The organism is Oricola thermophila, from assembly GCF_013358405.1.
Taxonomy (GTDB): Bacteria; Pseudomonadota; Alphaproteobacteria; order Rhizobiales; family Rhizobiaceae; genus Oricola; species Oricola thermophila.
Genome location: NZ_CP054836.1, coordinates 1,068,650 through 1,083,120, shown reverse-complemented (window position 1 = coordinate 1,083,120; position 14,471 = coordinate 1,068,650). Strand labels below are relative to the sequence as shown.

Here is a 14,471-nt window from a genome sequence, read left to right as displayed (position 1 = left end):
GCCCGACCGATACCACCGGTCGGGCATTTTGTCGCCTGCGCTTAGCGTCGCGGTCACGCCGGCTCCTGCATGGCCCCGTTTCCGCCTTTTTCCGGCTCCGGAACCTCCCTCGCCGGAATGCCCGGTAACGCGGTCCACCGGCAGAATGGCAAGCGGAGCCGGCAAATGTCTTCCCGCTGCCGCTTCGCCGCGGCAATGCTCAGAACCGCCCTCGCAGCCCGGCGCGCAGGTCCAGCGTCACGACGCTGTCGGTACCCGCCCCGACCTCGAAACCGGCATTGAACGTCCGCCCGCCCGGCATCACATGCGCCGCATCCACGCCGACAAAGCCGCGCGCGACATCCTCATCCGTGCCGGACGCGAAGGATATGCCGGTGCCGAGAAGGTCGGCATCGACATCGTCTCCCCGGTGGAAGATGCCGTCCACACCCGCCCGGAGCGACACGCGCTGCATGTCGCCCGCGTCGTCACGGTCGACCAGCGCGGTCTCCACCTGCGCGCGCAGGTCGAAGACGTGGTGAACGCGGCTGTCCACCGTCAGCGCCGCGGCGGAACCCGTCTCCGCGTAGCCGTCCAGGTAGATGCCGGTATAGCGCGCCCGCAGGCTCGGCGTGAACGTCGTGCCCGCAACCTCGTGGCTCCCGCCGACTGTCAGCGACGGGCTGGCAAAGACGCCCGCATAGCTGGCCGTGGCCGTCTCGATGCCGCCGGGCGCCAGGTTGTTCAGCACCTGCCGGTCGCTGTCGTTGAAGGTCACGCCGCCGGTCAGCGACAGGTCGGCGAAGAACGCCCCCGCATCGTGGCGGGCATAGGCGCCGCCGAAGATGCCGGTCATGCCCACCACCGTCGCGTCGTTGTCCTCGGCGAAGCGGCCCGCCAGGCCGCCCGCGAACAGGCCCGCCCTGGTCGAGGCCGACACCTCCCGGTCGAAGCCGACAACGACGCCGCCATGCAGCTGGCCGTAGCCGGCCTCGTTGCCGCTGGCGGACCGGCTGCTCATGCCGCCGAAGACATCGCCCCACCAGCCGGCCGCGGACGTCCCTTCGTCGCCGCCACCCGCGACGGGGAAGTAGGACGTCACGAAGGACGGGGCCGAGGAGGAGACGGGGCCGCGCATGCGCCGGTCGAGCGAATTGGCGAGGGCACCGGTCGCCCCGGCGATCATGGACGGGGCGGCCGCGAAGCCGACCGGGTCGACGACCGCCACGACACCGCCGCTCACCACGAGGGGCTGCCCGCCCGCATCGACGGTCGCGGGCATGCCCGTCACCGTAAGTGCGGTGTTCAGGCCGGGGCCGATGTTGAGCGTCGCGGTGCCCGGGTCGGCGAACTCGACCCCGCCCCGGATCACCGAACCGGCGAGCAGGTTCAGCGTCGCATTGCTGCCCTGCAATTCAAGGGCGTTGTCCTGCTCGCTGGCAATCGTACCGCTGTTGGTGACCGTGGCGCCGTCGGCGGTGCTGAGAACACCGGCTGCACCAGCGCCTGTCACGACGATCGTGCCGGTATTGCCGATCGTCGCATCTGCCGCCTCGGACAAGATGCCATACGCCAGATCGCCCGACGTTTCGACCGCGCCGGAATTGAGAACCACCGCATTTGCACCATGAGACCAAATGCCGTCTGCGTTATCACCCGACGTCGAGATCGTGCCGGAATTGGACACCGTTGCGTTGGCGCCCGACGAATCGATGCCCTCCGCGCTATCACCCGACGTTTCGATCACGCCGGAATTGTCGATCGCCGCATTGGCGCCATCAGACCAGATGCCTTCCGCCGAAAGGCCCGAAGTCCTGATCGTACCGAAATTGCCGATAACCGCATTTGCACCATGAGACCAAATGCCGTCCGAGTATAATCCCGACGTTTCGATCGCGCCGGAATTTTCGATCTCCGCATCTACCCCCTCGGACGCAATACCGTACGCCGAATTACCGGACGTTTCGATCGTGCCGGAATTGAGAACCACCGAATCTGCGCCGAAATGGTAGATGCCCATCGCCCAGTCGCCCGAGGTTGCGATCGTGCCGGAATTGCCGATCTCCGCACCATCGCCCCCGGAAGTGATTCCGGACGCATTTCCGCCCGAGGTTTCGATCACGCCGGAATTGGAGATCACCGCATCATTGCCCCCAGATAAGATGCCCATCGCCCATTCGCCCGACGTTTCGAGCCTTCCGTGGTTGGCAAGCGACTGACCGTTCTCATTCATGCGGACAGCGTGGTGGTTATCTCCCGCCGTCGATATCGTGCCGCCGGCCTCGACGGTGCCGACGTCGCCCGGGTCGGACAGCGTTTGCGTCATCGTCTCCGTCTGCCCGTCGACAATGGTGAAATCGGCGGCCATCGCCGCCCCCGGCAGCATCAGCGCGCAAAGGGCCGATGCAGGCCACAACTTCAAATCAAGCTTCATTCGCTCCATCCGGATGCTGTTTGATCGAACGCCTGATGCCCGCAGTCAAAATGACGCGTCCTTATAATATATCTCAACCCACAATTGAACCCCCGCGAGATGCAACCGCAGCAGGAGGGGCCCGCAAGACAGCGCCGACAACGAAAAAGCGGGCCAAACGGCCCGCTTTCTATTCCTTGTCATCCACGCGCAGCGAGTATCGTCAGAAGCGGCCTCGCAGCCCGGCGCGCAGGTCCAGCGTCACGACGCTGTCGGTACCCGCCCCGACCTCGAAACCGGCATTGAACGTCCGCCCGCCCGGCATCGCATGCGCCGCATCCACGCCGACAAAGCCGCGCGCGACATCCTCATCCGTGCCGGACGCGAAGGATATGCCGGTGCCGAGAAGGTCGGCATCGACATCGTCTCCCCGGTGGAAGATGCCGTCCACCCCCGCACGGAGCGACACGCGCTGCATGTCGCCCGCGTCATCACGGTCGACCAGCGCGGTCTCCACCTGCGCGCGCAGGTCGAAGACGTGGTGAACGCGGCTGTCCACCGTCAGCGCCGCGGCCGAACCCGTCTCCGTATAGCCGTCGAGATAGATCCCGGTATAGCGCGCCCGCAGGCTCGGCGTGAACGTCGTGCCCGCAACCTCGTAGTTCCCGCCGACCGTCAGCGACGGGCTGGCAAAGACGCCCGAGTAGCTGGCCGTGGCCGTCTCGATGCCGCCGGGCGCCAGGTTGTTCAGCACCTGCCGGTCGCTGTCGTTGAAGGTCACGCCGCCGGTCAGCGACAGGTCGGCGAAGAACGTGCCCGCATCGTGGCGGGCATAGGCGCCGCCGAAGATGCCGGTCATGCCCACCACCGTCGCGTCGTTGTCCTCGGCGAAGCGGCCCGCCAGGCCGCCCGCGAACAGGCCCGCCCTGGTCGAGGCCGACACCTCCCGGTCGAAGCCGACAACGACGCCGCCATGCAGCTGGCCGTAGCCGGCCTCGTTGCCGCTGGCGGACCGGCTGCTCATGCCGCCGAAGACATCGCCCCACCAGCCGGCCGCGGACGTCCCTTCGTCGCCGCCACCCGCGACGGGGAAGTAGGACGTCACGAAGGACGGGGCCGAGGAGGAGACGGGGCCGCGCATGCGCCGGTCGAGCGAATTGGCGAGGGCACCGGTCGCCCCGGCGATCATGGACGGGGCGGCACCGAAGCCGACCGGGTCGACGACCGCCACCACACCGCCGCTCACCACGAGGGGCCGCCCGCCCGCATCGACGGTCGCGGGCATGCCCGTCACCGTGAGTGCGGTGTTCAGGCCGGGGCCGATGTTGAGCGTCGCGGTGCCCGGGTCGGCGAACTCGATCCCGCCCCGGATCACCGAACCGGCGAGCAGGTTCACCGTCGCATTGCTGCCCCGCAGTTCAAGGGCGTTGTCCTGCTCGCTGGCAATCGTGCCGCTGTTGGTGACCGTGACACCGTCGCCCCAAGACATAACGCCATTCGCGCCGTTGCCGGTCACGATGATCGTGCCGGCATTGGAAATCACCCCAGCGTCACCATCAGAGTAGATGCCATGGCCATCTTCGCCCGACGTTTCGATCATGCCGGAATTGGAGATCACGGCATCGTCACCCCAAGACCAGATGCCCCAAGTCTCTTCGCCCGACGTTTCGATCATGCCGGAATTGGAGATTACCGAAGCGTCGCCTCTAGACCGGATGCCATCACTCCACCTGCCCGACGTTTCGATCGTGCCGGAATTGGATATCACCGCATCGGCGCCGAAAGACGCGATACCAACCGCCTCATCACCCGACGTTTCGATCGTGCCAGAATTGAAGATCTCCGCAGCGGCACCTTCAGAGTAGATGCCATAGCCTTCTTCGCCCGACGTTTCGATCGTGCCAGAATTGAAGATCTCCGCAGCGGCACCTTCAGAGTAGATGCCATAGCCTTCTTCGCCCGACGTTTCGATCGTGCCGGAATTGGAGATCAGTGCATCGGCGCCTTCAGACCAAATGCCATAGCTATCATAGCCCGACGTTCCGATCCTGCCATCGTTGGACACTGACTGGCCGTCATCCTGCATCCAGACAGCGTCCTCGGAATTTCCCGCCGTCGATATCGTGCCGCCGGCCTCGACGGTGCCGACGTCGCCCGGGTCGGACAGCGTTTGCGTCATCGTCTCCGTCTGCCCGTCGACAATGGTGAAATCGGCGGCCATCGCCGCCCCCGGCAGCATCAGCGCGCAAAGGGCCGATGCAGGCCACAACTTCAAATCAAGCTTCATTCGCTCCATCCGGATGCTGTTTGATCGAACGCCTGATGCCCGCAGTCAAAATGACGCGTCCTTATAATATATCTCAACCCACAATTGAACCCCCGCGAGATGCAACCGCAACAGGAGGGGCCCGCAAGACAGCGCCGACAACGAAAAAGCGGGCCGGAAGGCCCGCTTTCTATTCGTTGTCATCCACGCGCAGCGAGTATCGTCAGAAGCGGCCTCGCAGCCCGGCGCGCAGGTCCAGCGTCACGACGCTGTCGGTACCCGCCCCGACCTCGAAACCGGCATTGAACGTCCGCCCGCCCGGCATCACATGCGCCGCATCCACGCCGACAAAGCCGCGCGCGACATCCTCATCCGTGCCGGACGCGAAGGATATGCCGGTGCCGAGAAGGTCGGCATCGACATCGTCTCCCCGGTGGAAGATGCCGTCCACACCCGCCCGGAGCGACACGCGCTGCATGTCGCCCGCGTCGTCACGGTCGACCAGCGCGGTCTCCACCTGCGCGCGCAGGTCGAAGACGTGGTGAACGCGGCTGTCCACCGTCAGCGCCGCGGCCGAACCCGTCTCCGTATAGCCGTCCAGGTAGATGCCGGCATAGCGCGCGCGCAGGCTCGGCGTGAACGTCGCCCCCGCAACCTCGTAATTCCTGCCGACCGTCAGCGACGGGCTGGCAAAGACGCCCGAGTAGCTGGCCGTGGCCGTCTCGATGCCGCCGGGCGCCAGGTTGTTCAGCACCTGCCGGTCGCTGTCGTTGAAGGTCACGCCGCCGGTCACCGACAGGTCGGCGAAGAACGCCCCCGCATCGTGGCGGGCATAGGCGCCGCCGAAGATGCCGGCCATGTCCACCACCGTCGCGTCGTTGTCCTCGGCGAAGCGCCCCGCCAGGCCGCCCGCGAACAGGCCCGCCCTGGTCGAGGCCGACACCTCCCGGTCGAAGCCGACGACCGCACCGCCATGCAGCTGGCCGTAGCCGGCCTCGTTGCCGCTGGCGGACCGGCTACTCACGCCGCCGAAGACATCGCCCCACCAGCCCGCGGCGGACGCCCCTTCGCCGCCACCGGCGACGGGGAAGTAGGACGTCACGAAGGACGGGGCCGAGGAGGAGACGGGGCCGCGCATGCGCCGGTCGAGCGAATTGGCGAGGGCACCGGTCGCCCCGGCGATCATGGACGGGGCGGCCGCGAAGCCGACCGGGTCGACGACCGCCACCACACCGCCGCTCACCACGAGGGGCCGCCCGCCCGCATCGACGGTCGCGGGCATGCCCGTCACCGTGAGTGCGGTGTTCAGGCCGGGGCCGATGTTGAGCGTCGCGGTGCCCGGTTGACCGAACTCGATCCCGCCCCGGATCACCGAACCGGCGAGCAGGTTCACCGTCGCATTGCTGCCCTGCAGTTCAAGGGCGTTGTCCTGCTCGCTGGCAATCGTGCCGCTGTTGGTGACCGTGGCACCGTCGGCGGTGCTGAGAACACCGGCTGCACCAGCGCCTGTCACGACGATCGTGCCGGTATTGCCGATCGTCGCATCTGCCGCCTCGGACAAGATGCCATACGCCAGATCGCCCGACGTTTCGACCGCGCCGGAATTGAGAACCACCGCATTTGCACCATGAGACCAAATGCCGTCTGCGTTATCACCCGACGTCGAGATCGTGCCGGAATTGGACACCGTTGCGTTGGCGCCCGACGAATCGATGCCCTCCGCGCTATCACCCGACGTTTCGATCACGCCGGAATTGTCGATCGCCGCATTGGCGCCATCAGACCAGATGCCTTCCGCCGAAAGGCCCGAAGTCCTGATCGTACCGAAATTGCCGATAACCGCATTTGCACCATGAGACCAAATGCCGTCCGAGTATAATCCCGACGTTTCGATCGCGCCGGAATTTTCGATCTCCGCATCGGCACCGGAAGACCGGATACCATAGCCAGATATGCCCGACGTTTCGATCGTGCCGGAATTGAGAACCACCGAATCTGCGCCGAAATGGTAGATGCCCATCGCCCAGTCGCCCGAGGTTGCGATCGTGCCGGAATTGAGAACCACCGCATTTGCACCATGAGACCAAATGCCGTCTGCGTTATAACCCGACGTCGAGATCGTGCCGGAATTGGACACCGTTGCGTTGGCGCCCGACGAATCGATGCCCTCCGCGATATCACCCGACGTTTCGATCACGCCGGAATTGTCGATCGCCGCATTGGCGCCATCAGACCAGATGCCTTCCGCCGAAAGGCCCGAAGTCCTGATCGTACCGAAATTGCCGATAACCGCATTTGCACCATGAGACCAAATGCCGTCCGAGTATAATCTCGACGTTTCGATCGCGCCGGAATTTTCGATCTCCGCATCGGCACCGGAAGACCGGATACCATAGCCAAATATGCCCGACGTTTCGATCGTGCCGGAATTGCCGATCTCCGCACCATCGCCCCCGGAAGTGATTCCGTGCCCTTCTCCGCCCGAGGTTTCGATCACGCCGGAATTGGAGATCACCGCATCATCGCCCCCGGATAAGATGCCGGACGACCGACCGCCCGACGTTTCGAGCCTTCCGTGGTTGGCAAGCGACTGACCGTTCTCATTCATGCGGACAGCGTGGTGGTTATCTCCCGCCGTCGATATCGTGCCGCCGGCCTCGACGGTGCCGACGTCGCCCGGGTCGGACAGCGTTTGCGTCATCGTCTCCGTCTGCCCGTCGACAATGGTGAAATCGGCGGCCATCGCCGCCCCCGGAAGCATCAGCGCGCAAAGGGCCGATGCAGGCCACAACTTCAAATCAAGGTTCATTCGCCCCATCCGGATACAGTTTGATCGAACGCCTGATGCCCGCAGTAAGAATGCCTCAACCGCATAGACCAATGCAACCCCTGATGGAACCGCATTTGCAGCACAACCGGCTTGGTGCCGCGGGCAGCCTTCCGGCATGGAAAATCACTCGCGAAACGGGTGGCAGGACCTGGTGTCGCCCGAAAAGGCGGGATTCCGTGTTGACGGAGAGTGCGAAGACAGGTGGCGGGAAGGAAGGCCCTCTCCGGCCCAGCATTTTCCCGATGACCGACACGCCAGGGCGTACATCCGGCGCGATCACGGTCCGGATCTCGGGCGGCTCGCGGGCCTGCCGCTGCGCACGCCCTGGCCGGCCGCACCCGATTGCCGCACCGGAAGCCGACCTGTGCCGATCGACCGAAGCCAGGTCAGCCCATCGAATTTCCGTTGTTTCCTTGGGAAGGCATTGGAGCGGGTAGCGGGAATCGAACCCGCATATTCAGCTTGGAAGGCTGCTGCTCTACCATTGAGCTATACCCGCTCGCGGGATCGTCTGCCGGCCGGTGGTGGAGGGGGTTGGATTCGAACCAACGTAGCCATAGGCAACGGATTTACAGTCCGTCCGTTTTAACCACTCACGCACCCCTCCATGTTCCGGGCCGGAGCACTGCGACCTTGCGGCCGCGATGCGCCTTATGGCGGGACCGTTTTTTCCTGTCAACACGTTGTGTTGCATTTTCCCCGCCGCGACGCCCCGGGAGGCGCCTTTCCGTCAATATGGTGATCGCATTGGCGATTCAAATGGGCTATGGCCACCCCATGAGCGAGAAAAAAACCACCCGGACCGGCAAGGACAGCCACTATGCGCGCCTGCGCCGCGCCCACCGCGACACGAAGCCCCCGTCCCCCGGGGACGGCCGTGTCGTGCTCTACGGCCTGCACACGGTGCGCGAGGCCATGCGCAACCCGCGGCGGCGCCCCGAGCGCCTGCTCGTGACGCGCAATGCGCTGGCCCGCCTCGATCTGGACGCGGAGACGCTGGAACGCTGCCCCGTCGAGACCGTCGAGCCGAAGGCGATCGACCGGCTCGCCGGCGAAGGTGCCGTCCATCAGGGCGCCGCGCTCGAGACCTGGCCGCTGAAGCCGAAGCCGCTTGCCGCGCTGGGCGACACCGGCCTCGTCCTGGTCCTCGACCAGGTGACAGACCCCCACAATGTCGGTGCCATCATGCGCTCGGCCGTTGCCTTCGGCGCCGGCGCGCTGGTCACGACCGCGCGCCACAGCCCGGTCGAGTCGGGCGTGCTTGCCAAGGCGGCTTCGGGCGCGCTGGAACACATCGACCATATCGAGGTGCGCAATCTCGCCGAATCGCTGGAAACGCTGAAGAAGGCCGGCTACCTGACGGTCGGCCTCGATTCCGAGGGACCCGAGATCCTCGAGCGCACCGCGAGGGGCACGAGGATCGCGCTCGTCCTCGGCGCCGAGGGCAAGGGGCTGCGGCAGAAGACGCGGGAGACCGTCGATTACCTCGCCCGCCTCGACATGCCGGGAGCGATCCGCTCCCTCAACGTGTCCAATGCGGCGGCGCTGTCGCTTTATATCGCGAGATCGCACCTTGCCGGCGGCGCGGGCGGCTAGGTGGATCTCAGGCTATCGGGATTTTGCGTGCGCGAGCATAAGGAGCGACAGACCATGAACGCCCCTGCCCGCTGGTCGACCGTCGTCGCGGCTTTTCTCGCCGCGCTCTGGCTGCCCGCCAGCCTGGGCATGACGCCGGACGCGAGTTGGCTCCTCACCGTCGCAGAGCGAACGCTCGACGGCGAAATCCTCTACCGCGACATTCTCGAATACAATCCGCCCTTCTCCGTCTGGATCTACACCGGCCCGGCATTCGCCTCGGCGTTGACGGGCCTTTCGAGCGAAAGCTTCCTCCATCTTCAGTTCGCGCTCGTCTTCTGGCTGTCCTTCGTCCTCTCGGCACTTATCCTGCGCGCCGGCGGACGGCTTCGACCGACCGAATGGCGGATCATGGCCCTGGCATGGGTCCTGATGTTTGTTCTCTTCCCTTTGCAAACCTTCCTCCAGCGCGAACATTTCGCCATCATGGCGCTGATGCCTTGGCTGGCGTTGCAGGCCGCGCGATGGGAGAAAGTCGGCCGGTTTCGTGCCAGCCCGTGGATGATCGTGGCCGGCGGCGTGTCTTGCAGCCTCATCGTGCTGAACAAGCCCTATTACGTGCTCACCGTCGTCGTACCTGTCGCCGCTATGGCGCTGCATCAGCGTTCGCTGCGTCCGTTCTTCCATGTCGAGAATCTGATCGGCGGCGCCATTGCGCTGGCCTATGGCGCGTACGTCCTGCGTTTTCACGCCGATTATTTCGGATTGCTCAACGAAACCCTCCGGACAGTCTATCTTCCGGTTCGCACGCCGGAAGCCGACATCCTGTTTCGCGCATGCGCCGCGGCAATCGTCGTCGCGCTCGCCGCGTGGAGGACGCCGGCCCACTGGCCTGCGGAAACGGTTATGCTGACCCTGTCCGCCATCGGCCATCTCGCCGGCACGGTCGTGATGGGCAAGACCTTCACCTATCACGCGCTTCCTGCAATGGTCATGCTCGGCTTTGCCTTCCTCGCGCTGGTGGCGGACGACTGTCGCCGCAATGACGACAAGCCGGCCCGGGGCACCCCCCGGCCGTTTTTCAAGGCTTTCGCCGTTTTCCTCGTCGGGAGCGCCTTCACGCTGACTTCGATGGTCTTCCTGCGCGGCGAGGCATCCGATCCGCACCTGCTCGCCTATCTGCGTGATCGCCATCCCGGCGCCAGCTATGTCAGCATCTCGCCGAGCTACGCCGACAGCCATCCGCTGGTAAGGCTTGCCGGGGGCTCCTATGTGGGTCCGAACGCCGCGATGCCGGCTCAGTCCTACGGCGACATCCTGATGGCCAGAAGGCCGGACATGAGCGCTGCCGATCGCGCGCGAATCCGCGTTGAGATCGACAAGGAGCGCCGCGCATTCGCCGATGCGATAACAAGCCGCCAACCCGACATCGTGCTCGTTTCCGAGCGCTTCACGCGCGGGGAAAATCCGGCATGGACGGCCATTGCAAGTACGGATGCAATCGGGGAACTCTATCAACAAGAAACGCGAATCGGCGATATAAGAATTCTTGTGCGCAAACCGGCGGCCCCTTCCGGGGACGCTTCATGACCCAATTTGGCCCGAATTGTGGCATTAGGGTCGCGCGATGCGGCCCGGAAGGCCACACTGCGAACCAGTTTCTGACGGAAAGGAACCCAACATGAACAAGGCGGCAATCGCGGCAATGGCAGGCATGCTGGCCTTCACGGCGGCCTGTACGACGACCGACCCCTATACCGGCCAGCAGAAGGTGTCGAACACCGCGGGCGGCGCGGCCATCGGCGCCGGCCTCGGCGCCATCGCCGGTCTTGCCGCCGGCGGCGACGATCGCCGCAATGCCCTGATCGGCGCCGGTGTCGGCGCGCTGGCGGGCGGCGCGGTCGGCAACTTCATGGACCGCCAGGAAGCCGAGCTGCGCGCGCAACTCGCATCGACCGGCGTCTCGGTCACGCGCGTCGGCAACAACATCGTGCTGAACATGCCGTCCAACATCACCTTCGCCACCGACCAGGACCAGGTGATCCCGGCCTTCTACGCGACGCTCGATTCGGTCGCCATCGTGCTGAACAAGTACAACCAGACGCTGATCAACGTGTACGGCCACACGGATTCGACCGGTTCGGACAGCTACAACCAGGCGCTGTCCCAGCGCCGTGCCAACTCCGTGGCCAACTACCTGGCCGGCCGTGGCGTCAACCCGCAGCGCATGATCGCCCAGGGCTTCGGCGAGAGCCGCCCGGTCGCCGACAACTCGACCGAGGCCGGACGCGCGCAGAACCGCCGCGTCGAGATCCAGATCGTTCCGCTGAGCTGACCGGCTCCGCGTCGCGAAACGAAAAGGGCGGCTCCGGCCGCCCTTACCTTTTGCCATCGAGTTCGCCGGCGTCCCTCGCCCGCATTTCCTCGATGTCGTCGGCGATCAGCGCCAGGTGCTGCTCGATCAGCGAAAGATTGGCGATCAGCCCGCAGACAAGCGCCGCGGCAACCACCCCGCCGACCAGCCCCATGCCCGCGCCGAAGGTCAGGTTCTCGCCGCCGAGCCACGCCATCCTGTAGCCCAGGTAGCTCCCGGCCCCGACGAGGACGGCGGCGATCGCCGGGTTGAGCGTTTCGAGAAGTTCGGCGAGAAAGCGGGAAAACCACATGGCAAGTCTCCTGGCGTCGGGGAAGCGGCCCGAACCTGCTTAGCCCGCGCCGCGAGGCCCGGCAAGCGGGCGCCCCTACCCGGCCCTCGCATCGGCCCGCGCGGGGCCGACCGATGCGGGCGCTAGATCGCTCAGGCGAAGACGAAACCGTCCATCAGCTTGCGCGCGGTGCGCAGCACGCCGGCGGATTCCACGTTGCCGTCGCCGTCCAGCGTCGCCACCACGGAGAACTCTCCGGTGGGGTGCTCGACCGACAGCGTCTTGGGATTGCCGTCGGGGATATTTGCCAGCCGCGCCGCCGGACCGGCCTTGAGCAGGCAGGCCGTGCCGACGCTAACTGCGCCGAGAACGCCGATGGCCTTGTGGCAGCGATGCGGGATGAAGGTCCGCGTCGAGATGCAGCCGCCATTGCGGGCTGAACTGACCATGGTCATTTTCGGCACCGACTTTTCCTTCACGTCGCCGAGATTCATCAGCGGCCCCGCCTTCAGCCGGATCGCCTCGAGCCTTGCGCGCAGCTCCTCGTTGGCCTCCAGCTCCTGCGGCGTCTCCTGCCCGGTGATGCCCATGGCCTCGGCCGCCAGTATCACGCAGGGCATGCCATTGTCGATCATCGTCACCTCGACGCCGTCGATGGTGTCGCTCTCGTTGCCCGTCGGCAGCAGCGCGCCGCAGGACGAACCGGCCGTGTCTTCGAAGATGATCGGCTGCGGCGCCGAGGTGCCCGGCACGCCGTCGATGCGCGCATCGCCCTCGTAGTTCACCTTTCCGCCGGGCGTCGAGACCGTGGCGATGGCCAGCTGGCCCGTGTTCTCCATGTAGATGCGCACGTCGGTCGTGCCGTCCTGAGCCGCCACCAGGCCGCGCTCGATGGCGAAGGGGCCGACGCCGGCAAGGATGTTGCCGCAGTTCTGGGCGTCCGTGACGATCGCCTGGTCGACGAAGACCTGCAGGAACAGGTAGTCGACATCGGCGCCGTCCCGCTCCGACTTCCTGACGATGGCGACCTTGGAGGTCAGCGGGTCGCCCCCGCCCATGCCGTCGATCTGCCGCGGGTCGGGCGAGCCCATCACCCGCAGCAGGAAGGCATCGCGCTCCGCCGTGTCGGCGGGCAGGTCCTCGGCGAGGAAGTATCCCCCCTTCGAGGTCCCGCCGCGCATCCACATGCAGCGCACGCCGTCAGACATATTTGAGGCCCTTCTCGGCCAGCCGGCCGCGCATGTCGTAGATGTCGAGGCCGAGTTCGCCGGCGGCGAGCCGCTTGCGCTTCTCCTCCTCGGCGGCCATGCGCTTGCGCGCCTTTTCCAGCACCGCCTCGGCTTCCTCGCGCCGCACCACGCACACGCCGTCATCGTCGGCGACGATCACGTCGCCCGGATTGACAAGCTGGTTGGCGCAGACCACCGGCACGTTTACCGAGCCGAGGGTTTCCTTCACCGTGCCCTGCGCGAACACGGCCTTAGACCAGACAGGAAACTTCATCGCCGTCAGGTCCTTCGTGTCGCGCACGCCGGCGTCGATCACGAGGCCGACCCCGCCGCGTGCCTGCATGGAGGTCGCCAGCAGGTCGCCGAAATAGCCGTCCTCGCAGGGGCTGGTCGGCGCCAGCACGAGGATGTCGCCCTTCTTCACCTGCTCGATGGCCACGTGAACCATCCAGTTGTCGCCGGGCGGCGCCGAGATCGTCACCGCCGAGGCTGCGACCTGCGCACCCGGATAGATCGGCCGCATGTAGGAGGCGAGCAGGCCCTTGCGGCCCTGCGCCTCGTGCACCGTCGCCACGCCGGCCTCCGCCAGCCCGGCGATCACGGCCGGGTCGGCCCGCTCGATGTTCTGGACGACCACGCCCGATTGTGTCGTTGCGCCCGCCATCAGAGTTCGTCCACCGTGCGCGGGAAGATCGACTGGAAGCCTTCCGCGTACTTGCAGTCGCGGCCGCCGGCCTGTCCGCCGGAATTGCGGCGGAAGTGGTTGCCGCGGTTCTCGGCGACGTTCTTGTAGAAGTTCCACAGGTGCTCCTGGCCCTGCATGCACTGGATCGCCGCCCATTTCTTCTCCCACACCGGGGTGATGTCGAGGAAGACGTCCGGCTTCCACTCCATCTGCTCCGTCTGGTGCGGCTCGAACAGGTAGAGCTGCGGCGCGCCGAGCACCTTCTGGCCCGGCTTGTGGCCCCAGGCCTGCGCGATCATGCGGCAGGTCAGCGCGAAGTCCGTCGTGCGCATGTGGTCGGTGTTGTACGGGTCCCACTTGGAGTGGCTCATCATGAAGGCCGGCTGCACTTCGCGGATCACGTCGACCATGCGCTCCTGCGTCTCGGGGCCGAGATCGAGCGGATAGTCGCCGACGTCGAAGAAGCGGATGTCGTGGGCGTCCAGCGCCCTGGCGGCGTTCTCGGCCTCCTTCCGGCGCTCGGACTTCACCTTCTCCATCGTCATGCCGTCCTGCTTCCACAGCTTGGCGCTTTCGCCGCGCTCGCCATAGGACAGGCAGACCACGGTCACGTTGTAGCCGAGGCTCTGGTGGAGGGCGATCGCGCCGCCGCACCGCCAGACGAAGTCGGCGGAGTGCGCGCTGATCACCAATGCTGTCTTGTTTGCCATGTCGGGCTCCTGTGCGTTTTGCGGTTCCGGAGCCGGGCGGCTCCGGGCGCGTGTAAGATTTCTGTCGTCTACGGCTCCCCGGCCGGATCTTGTCCGCGCGCCGGCATCTCCCCCGGGGACGGCGCGCACTCCTCCGTCT

10 protein-coding genes and 2 tRNA genes are annotated in these 14,471 nt (G+C 66.0%); 3 read left to right on the top strand and 9 right to left on the bottom strand.

Annotated elements, in window-relative coordinates:
* Nucleotides 1-199 precede the first annotated feature (199 nt).
* The 5 genes from HTY61_RS05215 to HTY61_RS05195 form a co-directional block, all read right to left on the bottom strand.
* Nucleotides 200-2,413 (bottom strand): autotransporter outer membrane beta-barrel domain-containing protein, encoded by a 2,214-nt coding sequence (locus HTY61_RS05215; RefSeq protein ID WP_175275798.1) that lies wholly within the window; start codon nucleotides 2,411-2,413, stop codon nucleotides 200-202.
* Nucleotides 2,414-2,615: 202 nt separating this feature from the next.
* Nucleotides 2,616-4,679: an autotransporter family protein gene (locus HTY61_RS05210; protein ID WP_175275797.1), complete on the bottom strand. Its 2,064-nt coding sequence runs from the start codon at nucleotides 4,677-4,679 to the stop codon at nucleotides 2,616-2,618.
* 202 nt (nucleotides 4,680-4,881) lie between these two features.
* A complete protein-coding gene (locus HTY61_RS05205) occupies nucleotides 4,882-7,467 on the bottom strand; it encodes an autotransporter outer membrane beta-barrel domain-containing protein (RefSeq protein ID WP_175275796.1) in 2,586 nt (861 codons plus the stop codon).
* Nucleotides 7,468-7,913: 446 nt separating this feature from the next.
* Nucleotides 7,914-7,987, bottom strand: a tRNA-Gly gene (locus tag HTY61_RS05200).
* Between the two features lie 23 nt (nucleotides 7,988-8,010).
* A tRNA-Tyr gene (locus HTY61_RS05195) sits at nucleotides 8,011-8,095 on the bottom strand.
* Between the two features lie 170 nt (nucleotides 8,096-8,265).
* Here HTY61_RS05195 and HTY61_RS05190 point away from each other — a divergent pair.
* From HTY61_RS05190 to HTY61_RS05180, 3 genes are all read left to right on the top strand, one after another.
* The gene (locus HTY61_RS05190; RefSeq protein WP_175275795.1) at nucleotides 8,266-9,084 is read left to right on the top strand and encodes a TrmH family RNA methyltransferase; all 819 of its coding nucleotides are present in this window, start codon (nucleotides 8,266-8,268) and stop codon (nucleotides 9,082-9,084) included.
* Nucleotides 9,085-9,138: 54 nt separating this feature from the next.
* Entirely contained in the window at nucleotides 9,139-10,653 is a 1,515-nt protein-coding gene (locus HTY61_RS05185; protein WP_175275794.1) for a hypothetical protein, read from the top strand.
* Between the two features lie 91 nt (nucleotides 10,654-10,744).
* On the top strand, nucleotides 10,745-11,398 hold the full coding sequence (locus HTY61_RS05180; RefSeq protein ID WP_175275793.1) for a YiaD family glycine zipper/OmpA-like lipoprotein: 654 nt from the start codon (nucleotides 10,745-10,747) through the stop codon (nucleotides 11,396-11,398).
* Between the two features lie 43 nt (nucleotides 11,399-11,441).
* Here HTY61_RS05180 and HTY61_RS05175 read toward each other — a convergent pair whose 3' ends face one another.
* From HTY61_RS05175 to HTY61_RS05160, 4 genes are all read right to left on the bottom strand, one after another.
* Nucleotides 11,442-11,729, bottom strand: coding sequence for a hypothetical protein (locus tag HTY61_RS05175; protein WP_175275792.1), 288 nt, complete (start codon nucleotides 11,727-11,729; stop codon nucleotides 11,442-11,444).
* Nucleotides 11,730-11,860: 131 nt separating this feature from the next.
* Entirely contained in the window at nucleotides 11,861-12,916 is a 1,056-nt protein-coding gene (locus tag HTY61_RS05170; protein WP_175275791.1) for a 4-oxalomesaconate tautomerase, read from the bottom strand.
* Nucleotides 12,909-13,601, bottom strand: a complete 693-nt coding sequence (locus HTY61_RS05165) for a 4-carboxy-4-hydroxy-2-oxoadipate aldolase/oxaloacetate decarboxylase (protein WP_175275790.1) — start codon at nucleotides 13,599-13,601, stop codon at nucleotides 12,909-12,911. The genes HTY61_RS05170 and HTY61_RS05165 overlap by 8 nt, the downstream gene beginning before the upstream one ends.
* Nucleotides 13,601-14,332 carry a PIG-L deacetylase family protein gene (locus tag HTY61_RS05160; protein ID WP_175275789.1) on the bottom strand — a complete coding sequence of 244 codons (732 nt, stop codon included), beginning with the start codon at nucleotides 14,330-14,332 and terminating at the stop codon, nucleotides 13,601-13,603. Before HTY61_RS05160 ends, HTY61_RS05165 begins: the two co-directional genes overlap by 1 nt.
* Nucleotides 14,333-14,471 lie beyond the last annotated feature (139 nt).

What these genes read in the sequence shown, in the direction of transcription:
- HTY61_RS05160 (WP_175275789.1), bottom strand. Translation starts at nt 14,332, where the DNA reads ATGGCAAACAAGACAGCATTGGTGATCAGCGCGCACTCCGCCGACTTC.
- HTY61_RS05180 (WP_175275793.1), top strand. Translation starts at nt 10,745, where the DNA reads ATGAACAAGGCGGCAATCGCGGCAATGGCAGGCATGCTGGCCTTCACG.
- HTY61_RS05185 (WP_175275794.1), top strand. Translation starts at nt 9,139, where the DNA reads ATGAACGCCCCTGCCCGCTGGTCGACCGTCGTCGCGGCTTTTCTCGCC.
- HTY61_RS05215 (WP_175275798.1), bottom strand. Translation starts at nt 2,413, where the DNA reads ATGAAGCTTGATTTGAAGTTGTGGCCTGCATCGGCCCTTTGCGCGCTG.
- HTY61_RS05190 (WP_175275795.1), top strand. Translation starts at nt 8,266, where the DNA reads ATGAGCGAGAAAAAAACCACCCGGACCGGCAAGGACAGCCACTATGCG.
- HTY61_RS05165 (WP_175275790.1), bottom strand. Translation starts at nt 13,601, where the DNA reads ATGGCGGGCGCAACGACACAATCGGGCGTGGTCGTCCAGAACATCGAG.
- HTY61_RS05170 (WP_175275791.1), bottom strand. Translation starts at nt 12,916, where the DNA reads ATGTCTGACGGCGTGCGCTGCATGTGGATGCGCGGCGGGACCTCGAAG.
- HTY61_RS05205 (WP_175275796.1), bottom strand. Translation starts at nt 7,467, where the DNA reads ATGAACCTTGATTTGAAGTTGTGGCCTGCATCGGCCCTTTGCGCGCTG.
- HTY61_RS05175 (WP_175275792.1), bottom strand. Translation starts at nt 11,729, where the DNA reads ATGTGGTTTTCCCGCTTTCTCGCCGAACTTCTCGAAACGCTCAACCCG.
- HTY61_RS05210 (WP_175275797.1), bottom strand. Translation starts at nt 4,679, where the DNA reads ATGAAGCTTGATTTGAAGTTGTGGCCTGCATCGGCCCTTTGCGCGCTG.